This window comes from Pseudomonas sp. B329, from assembly GCF_023127835.1.
Taxonomy (GTDB): domain Bacteria; phylum Pseudomonadota; class Gammaproteobacteria; order Pseudomonadales; family Pseudomonadaceae; genus Aquipseudomonas; species Aquipseudomonas synxantha_A.
Genome location: NZ_SPKP01000052.1, coordinates 123,826 through 144,128 on the forward strand (window position 1 = coordinate 123,826; position 20,303 = coordinate 144,128).

Annotated in this window: 17 protein-coding genes and 1 pseudogene; 17 read left to right on the forward strand and 1 reads right to left on the reverse strand. The window is 56.2% G+C overall.

The window, feature by feature from the left end:
- Positions 1-17: 17 nt before the first annotated feature.
- The 16 genes from mnmG (at position 18) to glmS (ending at position 15,831) form a co-directional block, all read left to right on the forward strand.
- The gene (gene mnmG, locus E4P00_RS22565) at positions 18-1,910 is read left to right on the forward strand and encodes a tRNA uridine-5-carboxymethylaminomethyl(34) synthesis enzyme MnmG (RefSeq protein WP_005792607.1); all 1,893 of its coding nucleotides are present in this window, start codon (positions 18-20) and stop codon (positions 1,908-1,910) included.
- Positions 1,907-2,551, forward strand: coding sequence for a 16S rRNA (guanine(527)-N(7))-methyltransferase RsmG (gene rsmG, locus E4P00_RS22570; protein WP_248133109.1), 645 nt, complete (start codon positions 1,907-1,909; stop codon positions 2,549-2,551). Before mnmG ends, rsmG begins: the two co-directional genes overlap by 4 nt.
- A gap of 18 nt (positions 2,552-2,569) precedes the next feature.
- The gene (locus E4P00_RS22575) at positions 2,570-3,367 is read left to right on the forward strand and encodes a ParA family protein (protein ID WP_005792605.1); all 798 of its coding nucleotides are present in this window, start codon (positions 2,570-2,572) and stop codon (positions 3,365-3,367) included.
- A gap of 9 nt (positions 3,368-3,376) precedes the next feature.
- Complete coding sequence (locus tag E4P00_RS22580) at positions 3,377-4,249, forward strand: ParB/RepB/Spo0J family partition protein (protein ID WP_057701858.1); 873 nt, start codon at positions 3,377-3,379, stop codon at positions 4,247-4,249.
- Positions 4,250-4,397: 148 nt separating this feature from the next.
- Positions 4,398-4,805 carry a F0F1 ATP synthase subunit I gene (locus E4P00_RS22585; protein ID WP_010565865.1) on the forward strand — a complete coding sequence of 136 codons (408 nt, stop codon included), beginning with the start codon at positions 4,398-4,400 and terminating at the stop codon, positions 4,803-4,805.
- A 16-nt stretch (positions 4,806-4,821) separates the two neighbouring features.
- A complete protein-coding gene (atpB, locus tag E4P00_RS22590) occupies positions 4,822-5,691 on the forward strand; it encodes a F0F1 ATP synthase subunit A (protein ID WP_003195886.1) in 870 nt (289 codons plus the stop codon).
- A gap of 133 nt (positions 5,692-5,824) precedes the next feature.
- Positions 5,825-6,082: a F0F1 ATP synthase subunit C gene (gene atpE, locus E4P00_RS22595; RefSeq protein WP_002555987.1), complete on the forward strand. Its 258-nt coding sequence runs from the start codon at positions 5,825-5,827 to the stop codon at positions 6,080-6,082.
- Positions 6,083-6,138: 56 nt separating this feature from the next.
- On the forward strand, positions 6,139-6,609 hold the full coding sequence (locus E4P00_RS22600) for a F0F1 ATP synthase subunit B (RefSeq protein ID WP_003195835.1): 471 nt from the start codon (positions 6,139-6,141) through the stop codon (positions 6,607-6,609).
- 12 nt (positions 6,610-6,621) lie between these two features.
- On the forward strand, positions 6,622-7,158 hold the full coding sequence (locus E4P00_RS22605; protein ID WP_003195833.1) for a F0F1 ATP synthase subunit delta: 537 nt from the start codon (positions 6,622-6,624) through the stop codon (positions 7,156-7,158).
- A 21-nt stretch (positions 7,159-7,179) separates the two neighbouring features.
- The gene (gene atpA, locus E4P00_RS22610; protein ID WP_003195831.1) at positions 7,180-8,724 is read left to right on the forward strand and encodes a F0F1 ATP synthase subunit alpha; all 1,545 of its coding nucleotides are present in this window, start codon (positions 7,180-7,182) and stop codon (positions 8,722-8,724) included.
- Between the two features lie 50 nt (positions 8,725-8,774).
- Positions 8,775-9,635, forward strand: coding sequence for a F0F1 ATP synthase subunit gamma (gene atpG / locus E4P00_RS22615; RefSeq protein WP_005792602.1), 861 nt, complete (start codon positions 8,775-8,777; stop codon positions 9,633-9,635).
- 27 nt (positions 9,636-9,662) lie between these two features.
- Positions 9,663-11,039: a F0F1 ATP synthase subunit beta gene (gene atpD, locus E4P00_RS22620; RefSeq protein WP_003195827.1), complete on the forward strand. Its 1,377-nt coding sequence runs from the start codon at positions 9,663-9,665 to the stop codon at positions 11,037-11,039.
- Positions 11,040-11,083: 44 nt separating this feature from the next.
- Positions 11,084-11,500: a F0F1 ATP synthase subunit epsilon gene (locus E4P00_RS22625; protein WP_005792601.1), complete on the forward strand. Its 417-nt coding sequence runs from the start codon at positions 11,084-11,086 to the stop codon at positions 11,498-11,500.
- Between the two features lie 123 nt (positions 11,501-11,623).
- Positions 11,624-12,991, forward strand: a complete 1,368-nt coding sequence (glmU, locus tag E4P00_RS22630) for a bifunctional UDP-N-acetylglucosamine diphosphorylase/glucosamine-1-phosphate N-acetyltransferase GlmU (protein ID WP_032878616.1) — start codon at positions 11,624-11,626, stop codon at positions 12,989-12,991.
- A 229-nt stretch (positions 12,992-13,220) separates the two neighbouring features.
- Positions 13,221-13,988, forward strand: a complete 768-nt coding sequence (locus E4P00_RS22635) for a DeoR family transcriptional regulator (protein WP_032878617.1) — start codon at positions 13,221-13,223, stop codon at positions 13,986-13,988.
- Between the two features lie 10 nt (positions 13,989-13,998).
- The gene (gene glmS, locus E4P00_RS22640) at positions 13,999-15,831 is read left to right on the forward strand and encodes a glutamine--fructose-6-phosphate transaminase (isomerizing) (RefSeq protein ID WP_248133112.1); all 1,833 of its coding nucleotides are present in this window, start codon (positions 13,999-14,001) and stop codon (positions 15,829-15,831) included.
- Positions 15,832-16,075: 244 nt separating this feature from the next.
- On the opposite strand, the pseudogene E4P00_RS22645 reads toward glmS, so the two are convergent.
- Positions 16,076-17,098, reverse strand: a pseudogene (locus tag E4P00_RS22645) (IS5 family transposase).
- A gap of 432 nt (positions 17,099-17,530) precedes the next feature.
- Here E4P00_RS22645 and E4P00_RS22650 point away from each other — a divergent pair.
- Positions 17,531-20,303: autotransporter-associated beta strand repeat-containing protein (locus tag E4P00_RS22650; protein WP_248133114.1), on the forward strand; the 2,773-nt coding region annotated here is incomplete at its 3' end.

Sequence of the window (20,303 nt, forward strand, 5' to 3'; positions counted from 1 at the left end):
CAGGCACGAGGTGCGTGGTGGATTTCCCTTCCCGTTTTGAAGTGATCGTCATCGGCGGCGGTCATGCCGGTACCGAGGCAGCACTGGCGTCAGCACGCATGGGCGTAAAAACCCTGTTGCTTACGCACAACGTGGAAACCCTCGGTGCCATGAGTTGCAACCCCGCTATTGGCGGGATTGGCAAAAGCCATCTGGTCAAGGAAATCGATGCCCTTGGCGGTGTAATGGCGATGGCCACCGACAAAGGTGGTATTCAATTTCGCGTGCTAAACAGCCGTAAAGGCCCGGCCGTAAGGGCTACCCGAGCCCAGGCCGACCGCATCCTGTACAAGGCAGCGGTGCGCGAAACCCTGGAAAACCAGCCGAACCTGTGGATATTTCAGCAGGCTGCCGATGACCTGATCGTCGAGCAGGACCAGGTACGCGGTGTCGTCACGCAAATGGGTCTGCGTTTTCACGCAGATTCGGTAGTACTGACCACAGGGACGTTCCTCGGCGGACTTATCCACATCGGTATGCAAAATTATTCCGGTGGTCGCGCTGGTGATCCGCCGTCGATTGCCCTGGCAAAACGTCTGCGTGAACTGCCGCTGCGCGTCGGCCGCTTGAAAACCGGTACCCCGCCACGCATTGACGGGCGCTCTGTGGATTTCTCGGTGATGACCGAGCAAGCCGGCGATACGCCGATCCCGGTGATGTCGTTCATGGGTTCCAAAGAACAGCACCCCAAACAGGTCAGTTGCTGGATTACCCACACCAACGCCCGTACCCACGAAATCATTGCCGCGAACCTTGATCGTTCGCCGATGTATTCCGGGGTAATCGAAGGCATTGGCCCGCGGTATTGCCCGTCGATCGAAGACAAGATCCACCGCTTTGCCGACAAGGAAAGCCACCAGGTCTTTATCGAACCCGAAGGCTTGACCACTCACGAGCTGTACCCCAACGGGATTTCCACCTCGCTGCCGTTCGATGTGCAGATCCAGATCGTGCAATCGATTCGCGGTATGGAAAATGCGCACATCGTGCGTCCCGGCTACGCCATTGAGTACGACTACTTCGACCCGCGTGATCTGAAATACAGCCTGGAAACCAAGGTGATCGGGGGGTTGTTCTTTGCTGGCCAAATCAACGGGACCACCGGTTACGAAGAAGCCGGCGCCCAAGGTTTGCTGGCCGGAACCAACGCGGCATTGCGTGCACAAGGCAAAGACAGCTGGTGCCCGCGTCGTGATGAAGCGTACATCGGCGTATTGGTCGATGACCTGATCACCCTGGGCACCCAGGAACCGTACCGCATGTTCACTTCCCGCGCGGAATACCGTCTGATCCTGCGCGAAGACAACGCCGATCTACGCCTGACTGAAAAAGGTCGCGAGTTGGGCCTGGTCGATGACGCGCGCTGGGCTGCCTTCTGCAAAAAACGTGAAAGCATTGCGCTTGAAGAGCAACGCCTGAAAAGTACCTGGGTTCGCCCAGGCACCGAGCAGGGCGACGCGATCGCGGAAAAATTCGGCACGCCGTTGACCCATGAGTACAACTTGCTCAACCTGCTTTCTCGTCCGGAAATCGACTACGCTGGTCTGGTTGAAGTGACAGGCCAGGGCGCAGAAGACCCACAAGTCGCCGAACAGGTGGAGATCAAGACCAAGTATGCCGGTTACATTGATCGCCAGCAGGACGAAATCGCTCGCCTGCGCGCCAGTGAAGATACCAAGTTACCTGTGGATATCGACTACACCGGGATTTCCGGGCTGTCGAAAGAAATTCAAAGCAAGCTGGGGATAACTCGGCCTGAAACACTCGGGCAGGCTTCACGTATCCCTGGCGTGACCCCAGCAGCTATTTCGCTGTTGATGATTCATTTGAAAAAACGCGGCGCGGGCCGTCAGTTGGAGCAAAGCGCTTGAGTTCGTTGGTCACCTCGCAACACGCCGAAGAGTTATCCACAGGGGCGCGCCAGTTGGGCGTAGCGTTGACCGAAGTCCAGCATGAGTTACTGCTGGGCTACCTGGCCCTGTTGATCAAATGGAACAAGGCCTACAACCTGACCGCAGTGCGTGATCCAGACGAAATGGTCTCGCGCCATCTGCTCGATAGTCTCAGTGTGATGCCGTTCATCGAAAACGGTCGCTGGCTGGATGTCGGCAGCGGCGGCGGGATGCCTGGTATTCCGCTGGCCATCCTGTTTCCCGAGTCGCAAGTGACCTGCCTGGACAGCAACGGCAAGAAAACCCGCTTCCTGACCCAGGTCAAACTCGAACTCAAGCTGGACAACCTGCACGTTATCCACAGTCGCGTCGAAGCCTTTACGCCTGAACAGCCTTTCCACGGAATTGTTTCCCGGGCGTTCAGCAGCATGGAGAACTTCAGCAACTGGACTCGCCATCTAGGCGATCGCGACACGCGCTGGCTGGCAATGAAGGGCGTCCATCCAAGCGACGAGCTGTTAGCATTGCCGGCAGACTTCCACCTCGATAGCGAACACGCCTTGGCCGTCCCCGGTTGCCAAGGCCAACGCCATCTGCTGATACTGCGCCACACGGCATGATTGGGAACACAAGCAAGAATGGCTAAGGTATTCGCGATTGCGAACCAGAAAGGTGGTGTGGGTAAAACCACCACCTGTATCAACCTCGCAGCATCCCTGGTCGCCACCAAGCGTCGGGTGCTGTTGATCGATCTCGATCCACAGGGCAACGCCACCATGGGTAGCGGTGTGGATAAACACGGCCTTGAAAACTCGGTCTACGATTTGCTGATTGGTGAATGTGACCTGGCCCAGGCCATGCACTATTCCGAGCACGGTGGTTACCAACTGCTGCCGGCCAACCGCGATTTGACCGCGGCGGAAGTGGTGTTGCTGGAAATGCAGATGAAAGAAAGCCGTCTGCGCAGCGCCTTGGCACCTATCCGCGAGAATTACGACTACATTTTGATCGACTGCCCGCCGTCGCTGTCGATGCTCACACTCAACGCGCTGGTTGCCGCCGATGGGGTGATTATCCCCATGCAGTGCGAGTACTTCGCCCTTGAGGGCTTGAGCGACCTTGTGGATAACATCAAGCGTATCGCTGAGTTGCTCAACCCGAACCTGAAAGTCGAAGGCCTGCTGCGGACAATGTATGACCCGCGCCTGAGCCTGATGAACGATGTCTCGGCGCAGCTCAAGGAACATTTTGGCGATCAGTTGTACGACACCGTGATTCCACGCAACATCCGCCTGGCCGAAGCACCAAGCTATGGCATGCCCGCGCTGGCGTACGATAAATCCTCGCGTGGTGCCATTGCCTACCTGGCGCTGGCTGGCGAGATGGTTCGTCGTCAACGCCGCAATTCACGCACCGCTGCAGCCCAGCCAACTTAAGGAATCCCCATGGCCGTCAAGAAACGAGGTCTCGGACGTGGACTGGATGCACTCCTGAGTGGTCCTACCGTCACATCGCTTGAAGAACAAGCGGTGCAGGCCGACGAGCGCGAGCTGCAGCACTTGCCCCTGGATCTGATCCAGCGCGGCAAATACCAGCCGCGGCGGGACATGGATCCCCAGGCGCTGGAAGAACTGGCCAACTCGATCAAGGCCCAGGGCGTGATGCAACCGATTGTGGTGCGCCCAATTGGCAGTGGTCGCTTTGAGATCATCGCCGGTGAACGTCGCTGGCGCGCCAGCCAACAGGCAGGCAAGGAAACCATCCCGGCGATGGTGCGTGATGTGCCGGATGAAACTGCCATCGCCATGGCGTTGATCGAGAACATCCAGCGTGAGGACCTCAACCCGATCGAAGAAGCGATCGCGTTGCAGCGTTTGCAGCAGGAATTTCAGCTGACCCAGCAACAAGTGGCCGAGGCGGTCGGAAAATCCCGTGTCACGGTTTCCAACTTGCTGCGTCTGATCGCCTTGCCGGAAGTCATCAAGACCATGTTGTCCCATGGCGATCTGGAAATGGGCCACGCTCGTGCTTTGCTGGGTTTGCCGGAAAATCAACAGGTTGAAGGGGCGCGACACGTTGTCGCACGAGGGCTCACCGTTCGTCAGACCGAGGCCCTGGTTCGCCAGTGGCTCAGCGGTAAACCTGCACCGGTTGAAACCGCCAAACCTGATCCGGATATCGCGCGCCTCGAGCAGCGCCTGGCCGAGCGGCTAGGCTCTGCGGTGCAAATTCGCCACGGCAAGAAGGGCAAAGGCCAACTGGTCATCGGATATAACTCTCTCGATGAGCTTCAGGGCGTCCTTGCCCACATCCGCTGAAACATTTGCTTATGTAGCGCGTGATCGGAAATCACTACCCGACAGTTGAATAGGGGCAGAACCGCCCCTATACTCTGCGCGCATTTTGTCGGCACAAATTATGCCAAGTTATTGATTTCCGGCAGCCGACCATTGAGGAGCAAGAGTGATGGAAACCCGCACGCCAAACACGTTGCCGTTCCATCGCTTGGCTGTTTTCCCGGTTTTGTTGGCTCAATTTGTCATTTTGCTGATCGCCGCTTTGGCGCTTTGGTACTGGCATGGAGTCGTAGCCGGATATTCAGGACTCTGCGGAGGCCTGATAGCCTTGCTGCCCAATATGTATTTTGCTCACAGGGCCTTTCGGTTTTCCGGCGCCCGAGCAGCCCAGGCTATCGTGCGGTCTTTTTATGCCGGCGAAGCAGGGAAACTGATTTTGACGGCAGTGCTGTTTGCACTGACCTTTGCAGGTGTGAAGCCATTGGCGCCGCTGGCTGTATTCGGCGTCTTCGTGTTGACCCAACTGGTCAGCTGGTTCGCTCCCCTGCTAATGAAAACAAGACTTTCGAAACCTTAGGGCGTTTGAGGCAACCATGGCAGAAACAACCGCTTCGGGCTATATCCAGCACCACTTGCAGAACCTGACCTTCGGTCAGCTTCCTAATGGCGGCTGGGGCTTTGCCCACACCGCAGCAGAAGCCAAAGAAATGGGTTTCTGGGCTTTCCACCTGGATACTCTGGGTTGGTCGGTCGCATTGGGTCTGATCTTCGTCCTGATTTTCCGCATGGCGGCAAAGAAGGCGACTTCCGGTCAGCCAGGTGCTTTGCAGAACTTCGTTGAAGTATTGGTCGAATTCGTCGATGGCAGCGTGAAAGACAGCTTCCATGGCCGTAGCCCGGTGATTGCACCGTTGGCACTGACCATCTTCGTCTGGGTATTCCTGATGAACGCCGTCGACCTGATCCCGGTGGACTGGATTCCTCAGTTGGCCATGGCGATCTCCGGCGATCCGCACATCCCATTCCGTGCCGTATCCACCACTGACCCGAACGCTACCCTGGGCATGGCCCTGTCGGTGTTCGCGTTGATCATTTTCTACAGCATCAAGGTCAAGGGCATCGGCGGCTTCATCGGCGAACTGACCCTGCACCCGTTCGGCAGCAAGAACATCTTCGTTCAAGCCCTGCTGATCCCGGTGAACTTCCTGCTGGAATTCGTCACCTTGATCGCCAAGCCGATTTCCCTGGCTCTGCGACTGTTCGGCAACATGTATGCCGGCGAGCTGGTGTTCATTCTGATCGCTGTGATGTTTGGCAGCGGTCTGCTCTGGCTTAGCGGCCTGGGCGTAGTACTGCAGTGGGCGTGGGCTGTGTTCCACATCCTGATCATTACCCTGCAGGCCTTCATCTTCATGATGCTGACCATCGTCTACCTGTCGATGGCGCACGAAGAGAACCATTAAGACCAGTCTCGACTAGTCTGATGTCCTTCCCGGTCAAACGGGAAGGTGGCCCAACAGGGCTATGAAACGATTTGTTTTACCGCTTTAAAATCTAAAAAACCTAAACCATACGACGTAAAAGTCGGGAGGAAAGATGGAAACTGTAGTTGGTCTAACCGCTATCGCTGTTGCACTGTTGATCGGCCTGGGCGCCCTGGGTACTGCCATTGGTTTCGGCCTGCTGGGCGGCAAATTCCTGGAAGGCGCCGCGCGTCAGCCAGAAATGGTCCCAATGCTGCAAGTTAAAATGTTCATCGTCGCCGGCCTGCTCGACGCCGTGACCATGATCGGCGTTGGTATCGCACTGTTCTTCACCTTCGCGAACCCCTTCGTTGGTCAACTCGCTGGCTAATCACTCGAATTTTCGAGTGATTGGGGTGATGGACAACGAATGAGCGAGGTGTTGGCGTGAACATTAATGCAACCCTGATTGGCCAATCCGTTGCGTTCTTCATTTTTGTAGTGTTTTGCATGAAGTTCGTGTGGCCTCCGGTCATCGCGGCTTTGCACGAACGTCAGAAGAAGATCGCGGATGGTTTGGACGCTGCCAGCCGTGCAGCTCGCGACCTGGAGTTGGCCCACGAGAAAGTGGGTCAGCAACTGCGCGAAGCTAAAGCACAGGCAGCCGAGATCATTGAGCAAGCCAAGAAACGCGGTAACCAGATCGTCGAAGAGGCTGTTGAAAAAGCCCGCGTCGAAGCTGACCGTGTGAAGGCTTCGGCTCATGCCGAGATCGAACAGGAACTGAACGGCGTCAAAGACGCGCTGCGTGCCCAACTGGGTGCTCTGGCGGTCGGCGGTGCTGAGAAGATCCTCGGTGCCACAATCGATCAAAACGCGCACGCGGAGCTGGTTAACAAACTGGCTGCTGAAATTTAAGCGAGGGCGATCATGGCAGAACTGACCACGTTGGCCCGACCTTACGCTAAGGCAGCCTTCGAGCACGCCCAGGCCCACCAGCAGCTGGCCTCTTGGTCAGCCATGCTCGGCCTGGCTGCAGCAGTGTCGCAAGACGACACCATGCAGCGCGTGCTCAAGGCCCCGCGCCTGACGAGCGCAGACAAGGCCGCCACTTTTATTGAAGTGTGCGGCGACAAGTTTGATGTGAAGGTGCAGAACTTCATCCACGTCATTGCCGAAAACGACCGTCTCCCGCTATTGCCGGAGATCGCCGCTCTGTTCGACCTGTACAAGGCCGAAGCAGAGAAATCGGTAGACGTTGAAGTGACCAGTGCTTTCGCATTGAACCAAGAACAGCAAGACAAACTCGCCAAGGTTCTCAGTGCACGACTCAATCGGGAAGTGCGCCTGCAAGCTTCGGAGGACGCATCCCTGATTGGTGGTGTTGTTATCCGTGCCGGCGACCTGGTTATCGATGGCTCGATTCGCGGCAAAATCGCGAAACTTGCCGAAGCATTGAAATCTTGAGTTTGAAGGGGCAGCAGAGCAATGCAGCAACTCAATCCTTCCGAAATAAGTGAAATTATCAAGGGCCGCATCGACAAGCTCGATGTGACCTCCCAAGCCCGTAACGAAGGCACTGTCGTCAGCGTATCTGACGGCATCGTGCGGATTCACGGTCTGGCCGACGTAATGTACGGCGAGATGATCGAGTTTCCGGGCGGCGTCTACGGTATGGCCCTCAACCTGGAGCAAGACTCCGTAGGTGCCGTTGTATTGGGCGCGTACACCAGTCTGGCTGAAGGCATGAGCGCCAAGTGCACAGGCCGCATCCTGGAAGTTCCGGTTGGTAAGGAACTGCTGGGTCGCGTAGTCGACGCACTGGGTAACCCTGTTGACGGTAAAGGTCCACTGGGCAACACCGAGACCGACGCGGTCGAGAAAGTTGCTCCAGGCGTGATCTGGCGTAAGTCGGTAGACCAGCCTGTACAGACTGGCTACAAGGCTGTCGATGCCATGATCCCGGTCGGCCGTGGCCAGCGTGAGCTGATCATCGGTGACCGTCAGATCGGTAAAACCGCTCTGGCGATCGACGCGATCATCAACCAGAAAGACAGCGGCATTTTCTGCGTCTACGTAGCCATCGGTCAGAAGCAATCGACCATCGCCAACGTGGTTCGCAAGCTGGAAGAAAACGGCGCCCTGGCCAACACGATCATCGTGGCTGCCAGTGCTTCGGAATCTCCTGCGCTGCAATTCCTGGCACCGTACTCCGGTTGCACCATGGGTGAATTCTTCCGCGACCGCGGTGAAGACGCGCTGATCGTTTATGACGATCTGTCCAAGCAAGCAGTGGCTTACCGCCAGATTTCCCTGCTGCTGCGCCGTCCACCAGGCCGTGAAGCCTACCCAGGCGACGTGTTCTATCTCCACTCCCGTCTGCTGGAGCGCGCTTCCCGCGTTTCGGAAGAATACGTAGAGAAGTTCACCAACGGCGCAGTGACCGGCAAAACCGGTTCCCTGACCGCACTGCCGATCATCGAAACCCAGGCTGGCGACGTTTCCGCGTTCGTTCCGACCAACGTGATTTCCATCACTGACGGTCAGATCTTCCTGGAATCGGCCATGTTCAACTCCGGGATCCGTCCTGCTGTGAACGCCGGTGTTTCGGTATCCCGTGTGGGTGGTGCCGCTCAGACCAAGATCATCAAGAAGCTCTCCGGTGGTATCCGTACCGCTCTGGCTCAGTACCGTGAACTGGCGGCATTCGCCCAGTTCGCTTCTGACCTGGACGAAGCGACCCGTAAGCAACTTGAGCATGGTCAGCGCGTTACCGAGCTGATGAAGCAGAAGCAATACGCCCCAATGTCGATCGCTGACATGGCGTTGTCGCTGTATGCCGCTGAGCGTGGGTTCCTGACCGACGTTGAAATCGCCAAGGTCGGCAGCTTTGAACAAGCGCTGATTGCTTACTTCAACCGCGATCACGCCGAATTGATGGCGAAGATCAACGTGAAGGGTGACTTCAATGACGATATCGACGCTGGCATGAAAGCCGGTATCGAGAAGTTCAAGGCCACCCAAACCTGGTAAGCCGCAGCGGGAGCCGCAAGGCTCCCGCTTGCTAACCTGATAGGTGTTACATGGCAGGCGCAAAAGAGATTCGCAGTAAGATTGCGAGCATCAAAAGCACGCAAAAAATTACCAGCGCCATGGAAAAAGTGGCGGTCAGCAAAATGCGCAAGGCACAAATGCGCATGGCTGCTAGCCGTCCTTATGCGGAGCGTATCCGCCAGGTAATTGGGCATCTGGCCAACGCCAACCCGGAATACCGCCACCCGTTCATGATCGAGCGCGCCGTCAAGCGTGCAGGTTATGTGGTAGTGAGCAGTGACCGTGGTTTGTGCGGTGGTCTGAATACCAACCTGTTCAAGGCCCTGGTCAAGGACATGGCGGTAAACCGCGAAAACGGCGTCGAGATCGATCTGTGTGTGGTGGGTAGCAAGGGTGCGGCCTTTTTCCGCAACTTCGGCGGTAACGTCGTTGCAGCTATCAGCCATCTGGGTGAAGAGCCGTCGATCAATGATTTGATCGGCAGTGTGAAGGTGATGCTGGATGCGTACCTGGAAGGCCGTATTGACCGCCTTTCCGTGGTATCCAACAAGTTCATCAACACCATGACCCAGCAGCCAACCGTGGAGCAATTGATTCCACTGGTGGCGACTCCGGATCAGGAACTCAAGCACCACTGGGACTACCTCTACGAACCAGACGCCAAAGAGCTGCTTGATGGCTTGATGGTGCGCTACGTGGAGTCGCAGGTGTACCAGGCGGTGGTCGAGAACAACGCAGCTGAACAAGCGGCGCGGATGATCGCGATGAAAAACGCTACCGATAACGCCGGTGATCTGATCAGCGATTTGCAGCTGATCTACAACAAGGCGCGTCAGGCTGCGATCACCCAAGAGATCTCGGAAATCGTCGGCGGCGCTGCCGCGGTTTAACGGTTCAAATATTCAGAGGATCCAGCTATGAGTAGCGGACGTATCGTTCAAATCATCGGCGCCGTTATCGACGTGGAATTTCCACGCGACAGCGTACCGAGCATCTACAACGCGCTGAAAGTACAAGGCGCGGAAACTACCCTGGAAGTTCAGCAGCAGCTGGGCGACGGCGTAGTTCGTACCATTGCGATGGGTTCCACCGAAGGCTTGAAGCGCGGTCTGGACGTTGTCGACACTGGCGCTGCCATCTCCGTACCGGTCGGTAAAGCGACCCTGGGCCGGATCATGGACGTACTGGGCAACCCGATCGACGAAGCTGGCCCGATCGCTACCGAAGAGCGCTGGGGCATTCACCGCGCAGCACCTTCGTTCGCAGAACAAGCGGGCGGCAACGACCTGCTGGAAACCGGCATCAAGGTTATCGACCTGGTTTGCCCGTTCGCCAAAGGCGGTAAAGTCGGTCTGTTCGGTGGTGCCGGTGTAGGCAAGACCGTAAACATGATGGAACTGATCCGTAACATCGCCATCGAGCACAGCGGTTATTCCGTGTTCGCCGGTGTGGGTGAGCGTACTCGTGAGGGTAACGACTTCTACCACGAGATGAAGGACTCCAACGTTCTGGACAAAGTGGCACTGGTTTACGGTCAGATGAACGAGCCGCCGGGAAACCGTCTGCGCGTAGCACTGACTGGCCTGACCATGGCCGAGAAGTTCCGTGACGAAGGTAACGACGTTCTGTTGTTCGTCGACAACATCTACCGTTATACCCTGGCCGGTACTGAAGTATCCGCACTGCTGGGCCGTATGCCTTCTGCAGTAGGTTACCAGCCGACCCTGGCTGAAGAGATGGGCGTTCTGCAAGAACGTATCACTTCGACCAAGGAAGGTTCGATCACCTCGATCCAAGCGGTATACGTACCTGCGGATGACTTGACCGACCCGTCGCCAGCCACCACCTTCGCCCACTTGGACGCCACCGTCGTTCTGTCCCGTGACATCGCTTCCCTGGGTATCTACCCAGCGGTCGATCCACTCGACTCGACTTCGCGCCAGCTGGATCCGAACGTGATCGGCCAGGAGCACTACGACACCGCTCGCGGCGTTCAGTACGTGCTGCAGCGTTACAAAGAACTGAAGGACATCATTGCGATCCTGGGTATGGACGAGCTGTCGGAAGCCGACAAGCAGTTGGTAAACCGTGCTCGTAAGATCCAGCGTTTCTTGTCGCAGCCGTTCTTCGTGGCTGAAGTCTTCACCGGTGCCTCGGGTAAATACGTTTCCCTGAAAGACACCATTGCTGGCTTCAAAGGCATCCTCAACGGTGACTACGACCACCTGCCAGAACAAGCGTTCTACATGGTCGGCGGCATCGAAGAAGCGATCGAGAAAGCCAAGAAACTGTAATCCAGGCGCCCGGCAACGGGCGCTCATCAGGTTGAGGCAATCAGATGGCTATGACAGTCCATTGCGATATCGTCAGCGCGGAAGGGGAAATTTTCTCCGGTCTGGTCGAGTTTGTAACAGCGCACGGCGACTTGGGTGATCTTGGTATCGCCATGGGTCACGCCCCGCTGATCACAAGCTTGAAGCCAGGTCCGATCACTCTGACCAAGCAAGGCGGGGAAAAAGAGGTGTTCTACATCTCTGGTGGTTTCCTCGAGGTTCAGCCGAACATGGTCAAGGTACTTGCCGACACTGTGCAACGTGCTGGCGACCTGGATGAAGCCTCCGCTCAGGAAGCCGTCAAGGCTGCCGAGAAGGCCCTGAACGAAAAAGGCGCAGACTTCGACTACAGCGCTGCTGCAGTTCGTCTGGCCGAGGCTGCAGCTCAGCTGCGCACGCTCCAGCAGATCCGCAAGAAGTAAGCGGCCTTGCCGTTACACTTCATGCGTGATTGATTAAAAAGGGTAGCCTCGGCTACCCTTTTTCTTTTTTTGCAAAACACTTCTTTGGTCTGAACCCGGACCGCCCAGGATTGGTAGCCATTCATGTCTCTTGAAATCGTCATTCTCGCCGCAGGCCAGGGCACCCGTATGCGTTCAGCCCTGCCCAAGGTGCTGCACCCGGTCGCGGGTAACTCCATGCTGGGTCATGTTATCCACAGCGCCCGGCAATTGGACCCGCAACGTATTCATGTGGTGATCGGGCACGGTGCCGATGTGGTCCGTGAGCGTCTGGCTGCGGACGACTTGAATTTCGTATTGCAAGACAAGCAACTGGGCACCGGCCACGCTACCGCGCAAGCCGTGCCCTTCATTACCGCCGACACGGTGCTGATCCTCTATGGCGATGTACCGCTGATTGAAGTAGAAACCCTGCAACGACTGCTCAAGCACGTAGTGCCTGGCCAGATGGGCTTGCTCACCGTTGAGTTGGACGATCCTACCGGCTATGGCCGCATCGTGCGCAATGCCGACGGCAAGGTTGCCGCGATCGTCGAGCACAAGGACGCCAGTGAAGCCCAGCGCGCCATTACCGAAGGCAACACCGGCATTCTTGCCGTACCTGCCGATAAGCTGGGCGACTGGATGAGCCGTCTGTCCAACAACAATGCCCAGGGCGAGTACTACCTCACCGACGTCATTGAGATGGCCGTCAGCGATGGCCTGGTGGTCGCCACTGAGCAGCCCCACGACCCGATGGAAGTGCAGGGCGCCAACGACCGCAAGCAGCTTGCAGAGCTGGAGCGTCACTACCAGTTGCGTGAAGGCCTGCGTCTGATGGCCCAGGGCGTGACTCTGCGTGACCCGGCGCGTTTCGATGTGCGTGGCGACGTAACAGTAGGCCGCGACGTGCTGATCGATATCAACGTGATCCTCGAAGGCCGGGTGATCATTGAAGACAATGTGGTCATCGGCCCGAACTGCGTGATCAAGGACAGCACCTTGCGCAAAGGCGTGGTCGTCAAGGCCAACAGCCATGTCGACGGTGCCGTGATGGGTGAGGGCAGCGATGCAGGGCCGTTTGCGCGCTTGCGTCCAGGTAGCGAGCTGGGGGCCAAGGCCCATGTGGGTAACTTTGTCGAACTGAAAAACGCACACCTCGGCGAAGGTGCAAAAGTCGGTCACCTGACTTACCTGGGCGATGCCGTCATCGGCGCCCGCACCAACATTGGTGCCGGCACCATCACCTGCAACTATGACGGCGCCAACAAGTACCAGACGACGATTGGTGAAGATGTATTCATTGGCTCCAATAACTCGCTGATTGCACCCGTCACCATTGGCGATGGTTCAAATACGGCGGCAGGCTCGACCATCAACCAGGATGTGGATAAGTCCCAGCTGGCGGTAGCCCGCGCCCGTCAACGCAATATCGACGGTTGGAAACGCCCGGTCAAAATCAAGAAGACCTGAGTTATTCACAGCCTTGGCAGCGTCAAAACTCCAATGTGGGAGGGGGCTTGCTCCCGATAGCGGTGGACCAGTCAACTCATCAGGTGACTGACACACCGTCATCGGGGGCAAGCCCCCTCCCACATTTGCCGGTGTTGTTCGAAAAATAGTTATCGCCCCAGCTTGACGATCTTTCGCCAATAGGTTTTGATTGCCTTCGTTATCTTTCGGAACGAAACTTATAACTGCCATGTCGAAACGAAATACTCCCCAGCGGCGCCACAATATCCTCACCTTGCTCAATGAGCAGGGCGAAGTCAGCGTGGACCAACTGGCCAAGCGTTTCGAAACTTCGGAAGTCACCATCCGCAAGGACTTGGCCGCCCTCGAAAGTAACGGCCTGCTCCTGCGTCGCTACGGTGGCGCAATCACCATGCCCCAAGAGCTGGTAGGCGACGCCGCCCAGCCCATCTCGGCCTACAAGCGTGCCATCGCGCGTGCGGCCGTGGTGCGCTTGCGTGAACATGCGCGCATCATCATTGACAGCGGCAGCACCACCGCCGCCATGATTCCGGAACTCGGTCATCAACCCGGGCTGGTGGTTATGACCAACTCCTTGAATGTGGCCCGCGCCCTGAGCGAACTGGAACATGAACCGGTGCTGTTAATGACCGGCGGTACCTGGGACCCGCATTCGGACTCGTTCCAGGGGCAGGTTGCCGAGCAGGTGCTGCGTTCTTACGATTTCGATCAGTTGTTCATTGGCGCCGACGGCATCGACTTGCAGCGCGGCACCACCACCTTCAACGAACTGCTGGGCCTGAGCCGGGTGATGGCTGAGGTCGCCCGTGAAGTGGTGGTGATGGTCGAGTCCGACAAGATTGGCCGCAAGATTCCCAACCTGGAGCTGCCCTGGAGCAGCGTCCATACCCTTATTACCGATGATCGCCTGCCACTTGAGGCCCGCGACCAGATCCAAGCCCGCGGCATTACGCTGATATGCGCGGCAGTCATCTAGGAGAAACACCATGTGTGGAATTGTTGGCGCAGTCGCCGAACGTAACGTAACTGCTATCCTGATCGAAGGCCTCAAGCGCCTGGAATACCGCGGCTATGACAGCGCAGGCGTGGCTGTCTTCACCAACGCCGGCAAGCTGGAGCGTATGCGCCGCCCGGGCAAGGTCAGCGAGTTGGACCAGGCTCTGGCCGGCGAGCCTCTGGCGGGTCGCCTGGGTATCGCCCACACCCGTTGGGCGACCCACGGCGCGCCGTGCGAACGCAACGCCCACCCGCATTTTTCCGGTGACCTGGCGGTGGTGCACAACGGCATCATCGAAAACCACGAAGTGCTGCGTGAGCAACTCAAGGGCCTGGGCTACGTGTTCACCTCGGACACCGACACCGAAGTGATCGCCCACCTGCTCAACCACAAGCTCAAAGACCACAGTGACCTGACCACGGCCCTCAAGGCCACAGTCAAAGAGCTGCACGGCGCCTACGGCCTGGCCGTGATCAGTGCCAGCCAGCCTGACCGCTTGGTTGCCGCGCGCAGTGGCAGCCCATTGGTAATCGGCCTGGGCCTGGGCGAGAACTTCCTTGCCTCCGACCAACTGGCCCTGCGCCAGGTGACCGACCGTTTCATGTACCTGGAAGAAGGCGATATTGCCGACATCCGCCGTGAAAGCGTACAGATCTGGGACGTTGACGGTCAGTCGGTCGAGCGTGAAGCCGTGCAATACCGCGACGGTGCCGAAGCCGCCGACAAAGGCGAGTTCCGCCACTTCATGCTCAAGGAAATCCACGAGCAGCCATCCGTGGTGCAACGCACCCTGGAAGGTCGCCTGAGCCAGAACCAGGTGCTGGTCAACGCCTTCGGCCCGCAAGCCGCCGTACTGTTCGCCAAAGTGCGCAATGTACAAATCGTTGCCTGTGGCACCAGCTACCACGCCGGTATGGTCGCGCGTTATTGGCTGGAAGAATTGGCCGGCATCCCCTGCCAGGTCGAAGTCGCCAGCGAGTTCCGCTACCGCAAAGTGGTGGTGCAGCCAGACACCCTGTTCGTGACCATCTCCCAGTCCGGCGAAACCGCCGACACCCTGGCTGCCCTGCGCAATGCCAAGGAGCTGGGCTTCCTCGGCAGCCTGGCCATCTGCAACGTCAGCATCAGCTCCCTGGTGCGTGAATCCGACCTGACCCTGCTGACACAGGCTGGTCGCGAAATCGGCGTGGCCTCCACCAAAGCCTTCACTACCCAATTGGTAGGCCTGTTGTTGCTGACCCTGTCCCTGGGTCAAGTACGCGGCACCCTCGCCGAGGGCGTCGAAGCCACTCTGGTGGAAGAACTGCGTCGTCTGCCGACCCGCCTGGGTGAAGCCCTGGCCATGGACAGCACCGTGGAAAAAGTCGCCGAGCTGTTCGCCGACAAGAACCACACCCTGTTCCTCGGCCGTGGCGCGCAGTACCCGGTGGCGATGGAAGGCTCGCTGAAACTCAAGGAAATCTCGTACATCCACGCCGAAGCCTACCCGGCCGGTGAGCTGAAACACGGCCCGTTGGCCCTGGTGGATGACGACATGCCGGTGGTTACCGTGGCGCCGAACAACGAACTGCTGGAGAAGCTCAAGTCCAACCTGCAGGAAGTACGCGCCCGTGGCGGCCAGTTGATCGTTTTCGCAGATGAAAAAGCCGGTATGACCAACGGTGAAGGCACCCACGTCATCAACATGCCGCACATTCACGACACCCTGTCACCGATCCTCTACACCATTCCGCTGCAGTTGCTGTCGTACTACGTTGCCGTGCTCAAAGGCACTGACGTTGACCAGCCACGTAACCTGGCGAAGTCAGTGACGGTGGAGTAAGGCTTACTGGCGTGTCGAAAAAGTGAAGCTATGAAATAAAGTCTGTCGGAAATAAATAAAGTCTGTCGCTGGCGCCTTCCTGCCCCCCCCGGTTGAGCAGCCAGCGACGTTTTCCTGCGTGCCGCATTGTTCTCGACGCAACTCTAGGGAAGGTCTGAAGTACCCGCAGATTTTTGAAGCACGCGCTACTTGAGGCTCAAAAAATCGTGAGTCGGTCGAAAATCAGACCTTTCCTGCCTTTAGTTCATCGGGTTTTCCTCTGATTGCTGTGTTTCAGGGCAATCAACCCGCAGTACAGGCGCACCTCTCCTGCATTTAACAACCGTTTGCGCACCATCCACAGGTTCGACAAAGCGAACAAGGTTGTCTGTTGCGCTATGTTTTTCGACAAGCCACGAAAGCGTACTTTCGTATAACCAAACTGGCGCTTGATTATACGAAACGGATGTTCAACCTTGGCCCGTACCTGCGCTTTCGCATACTCGATCTTGCGGCGAATCCGCCCGATCAAACTTTTTTCCGTGCTTTTTATAGCTGCTTGGACGCGCGGCAATCGACCAGATCATCTGGCGATCCTGATGCTCGGCTCGCTTGTCCACGCTGGTGTAACCGGCGTCGCCGCAGACATAAGTTTCCTCGCCGTGCAGCAACTGATCCACCTGCGTCACGTCCGCCACATTGGCCGCCGTGCCCACCAGGCTATGGACTAAACCAGACTCGGCATCGACGCCGATGTGCGCTTTCATCCCAAAGAAATATTGGTTTCCCTTCTTCGTTTGATGCATTTCTGGATCGCGCTTGCCGTCCTGGTTCTTAGTCGAACTCGGTGCATGAATGATCGTCGCATCGACCACCGTGCCGTGGCGCAGCATCAAACTACGATCCCCCAAATAACCATTGATGACCTGCAAAATCCCGCCCGCCAGCTCATGTTTTTCCAGCAAGCGCCGGAAGTTGAGGATCGTGGTTTCATCGGGAATCCGATCCAGGTTCAACCTCACGAACTGGCGCAGAATCGTCGTCTCATACAGTGATTCTTCCATCGCCGGATCGCTATAGCCGAACCAGTTTTGCATCAGGTGAACTCGCAACATGGCCATCAACGGATACGCCGGACGGCCACCTTCGCCCTTCGATAATGCGGCTCGATCAACGCAATCAGCGTCTTCCAGGGCACCACCTGATCCATCTCGATCAGGAAGCGCTCGCGGCGGGTCTGCTTACGTTTGCCGGCATACTCAGCATTGGCGAAGGACATCTGGTTCATCGGGGTTCAACCGTTCAGTTTGTGCGAGGTGCGTATTTCATCAAATCTGGAACTCTTTTTCAGATTTTCCTTAGGTGAAAAGGATGTCGCTGGCAGTATATTTTGAAAAAAATCTGTCGCAAACAAACACGTTGCTGGCGTTTTACCATTCAATGTTGTCGTGTCAAGACAAAGGTCTGGATTGTATTAAATTAGGATTAGGACCTTCCAGAGATTAAAAAAGGGCACGGCTGCAACTCGTGCAATCTAAAGCGCTTGTGCTGAAAGGTACGGTACAAAGTGTATGTGTGGGACGCACTGCATCTTGTGTTTCTCAGATCTCCCTTGCTTTAGGCCTAGGGTATTTCATGCTCCTTTGACCAGCTACCAGAGTTGCGTTGCTCACGAAAGATCGTACAGGACCTGAAACCAAAGAGCGCAAGGAGAGGTGTGATGAAAATCACGAATAGAAGTAGGGGGTCTCATCGTAAAGCCACAGTAATAACAACCAGTGCATTGCTCCTAGGGCTATGTGTGCCAGAAGCTATTGCTGAGGAAAAAATCCCGAAAAATTTTTCCATAAAAACCATGGTTTTTAATATCTGGAATCATGCGGAGAGCTCAAAGATTTGGAAATCGGGAAGTACTATAGACAATCTCACATACTCAGACTCTATGAGAGAACTACTTTTGGGGGTGTCTCCAGATATTCTTGTATTGCCTGAACTTGATAATAATGCTAAAGCAATTAACACGGAGTACGGTGATCAAGTTTATGACGCGTTCAAGCAAAATACAAATAATGTCTTGAATAGCGCTCCCCGAAAACAAGATAGCTTTGTCGATTTTCGCAAGAATGAAGATACATATCCTAAGGGCAGTCCTGAATATATTAACAGAGATGAAGATAACGAGGGGCTATACTTTAAAGGGATTGGAAGTGTTTTCTCTTCTGTGCCTTTTAAGGAGTTGCCCGGAGATAGCATTAGGATTAATCCTGGCAATGGTTTTCCGGTAGGTGTCGTAACAGGCATACATTTGGATTACTCGGACAGTTCGCACGTTCGAGTCTCTGAGGCACAAGATTTTAATAAGGCAGCGGCAGCCAGCAACGTCCCGATGATTATTCTGGGCGACTTCAACGCCGGCGATGTTTCAGAGCGAGGGTTGAATAGGAAGACGCAGCAGAGTTTAGTGTTTGGAACGGCTGACAAGGAGGAACTTCATTACGCGCTTGCTTATGAGTATATGGACGGTAGAGGTAGTGAGAAATTTCATAAAGTAGCGCAAACAGTTCAAGATTATTACGGAAAAGAAGCAAAAATTCATGGCATGAAGTGGGAACAATGGGCAAAAGCTCTAGATTCCGCTATACAAAATAATAAAGATACTGGGCTGCAGGATGAAACCTACCCAGTTAACAGCAATATTCCGAGAACGCTTAACACATTCAAGAGACAGTACCAGCTTTTTCAGCTTGACCAGAACAGGGAACTATTCCAACCTAGTCAAGTAGGTGATCAGCGTGCTACGTGGACAAGTGATGGGGAGAATCAGACTAACAAATGGCCAGGCTGGGACCGTGTGACCATTGATCACATCATGGTCTCTCGCCCTTTTGCCAAATGGATCGAGATTGCTGACGATGGTAAGCTATCAGGTAATCTTAGCAAGCAAGCCAAGCTGCCTAATAATACGGATTCTCTTTCAGACCACGAACCCGTGGCGCAGAATCTACGCTGGGTAGGACCGCAGCTTGAAGTTTACGAAGACGTTGCAGACAAACAAGAAAAAACACGCCTTGTATGGGGATCCGATGCTTACAACTTTGCGGGGAGAAACAAAAAATTTAATCTTGTTCGCAATAACTATCGTAATGATGTTTATCTTGGACAAGTTTCGGATGAGGCAGGTACTCCCACTTTAACGTGGCTGACTCTTCCAGAGAAAATGGATCTGCTCAATTGCAGCGGTAGCAAAAGCAAGCTTCAGCAGGCTGTCGATGATTACTGTATCGACAATCACTCTTTTATCGGTGAAACCCTGGTAAAGGACGGGGGCCTTCTCGTCGTTGATGAGGATAAAGCTCTGGGAGGGAGCAAGGCTAAACTGCGGCTTGCCAATGGCGGGCTCAGGGTAGCAGGGCTGTCCATGCCTGAGCTCGATCGCGAGATCGTTCTCGAACAGCAAGGATGGATCGATATTGCCGAATCCGACCTCGTGGTGTCTGCTAAGAAAGCCGTGACGGGCACGGGCAGCCTCACGAAACTGGGGGCCGGAACATTGGCGCTTTCAGGCCCCAACAGCTATACGGGTGGAACGTTGGTCGAGGAGGGTATCCTCAGGGCTGACACAGGCGTTGGGTTCGTGAACAACACCGCCTACTCCATCAATGGTGGAGCGCTTGATCTCAACGGATTCGATCTAATCGCTTCGAAGCTCGAAGGCAAGGGGGGCGCGGTCCGGCTTGGAGCGGGGTCGCTCACCCTGGACCAGAGCGTCAATACACGCTATGACGGCTCGATAGAGGGCTCCGGCGGGCTCACAAAATCAGGTAGCGGTGGGCTCATCCTTAATGGTCAGAATAGCTATACCGGTGCAACTCTGGTTCGGGATGGGCATCTTGTCATTGGCGACAGTGATCATCCGGATGCCCGCCTGGAAAGCCCCGTCACTGTGAGCCCGGGCGCTACGCTGGGTGGTATAGGCACGTTGGGTGCTCTGACAATCAACGCAGGAGGCAGGATAGCGCCGGGTAACTCCATCGGTACGCTGCACACCGGTGATGTGACATTTGATGCGGGCTCAGTTTATTCCGTCGAAGTCGGCCCCAACGGGCGCAGTGACCTGATCGATAGCGCCGGTGTCGCGACCCTCAATGGCGGTGAAGTCAGGGTGTCATTGGAGAACCGCTCCAACCTCCTGACGGAAGACGAGGCAAAAACGCTGGTTGGCCAGACCTTCAATATTCTTACAGCCAAAAAAGGCATCGTTGGTCAGTTTGCATCCATCACGCCGAATTATCTGTTCCTGGACAGTCAGATAAGCGTTCCGCGGACACAGCAATTGCTTAATGGGCCTCCCGTCCCTGCTGCGTCCGCAATACCGGGAGCAACCGTTCCGCCAGTTGCTGACGCACAGATTGTTGCTGCGCCTGCCCCTGCTGAGCCCGGAGCACCGGAAACAACCGTTCCGCCAGTTGCTGACGCACAGATTGTTGCTGCGC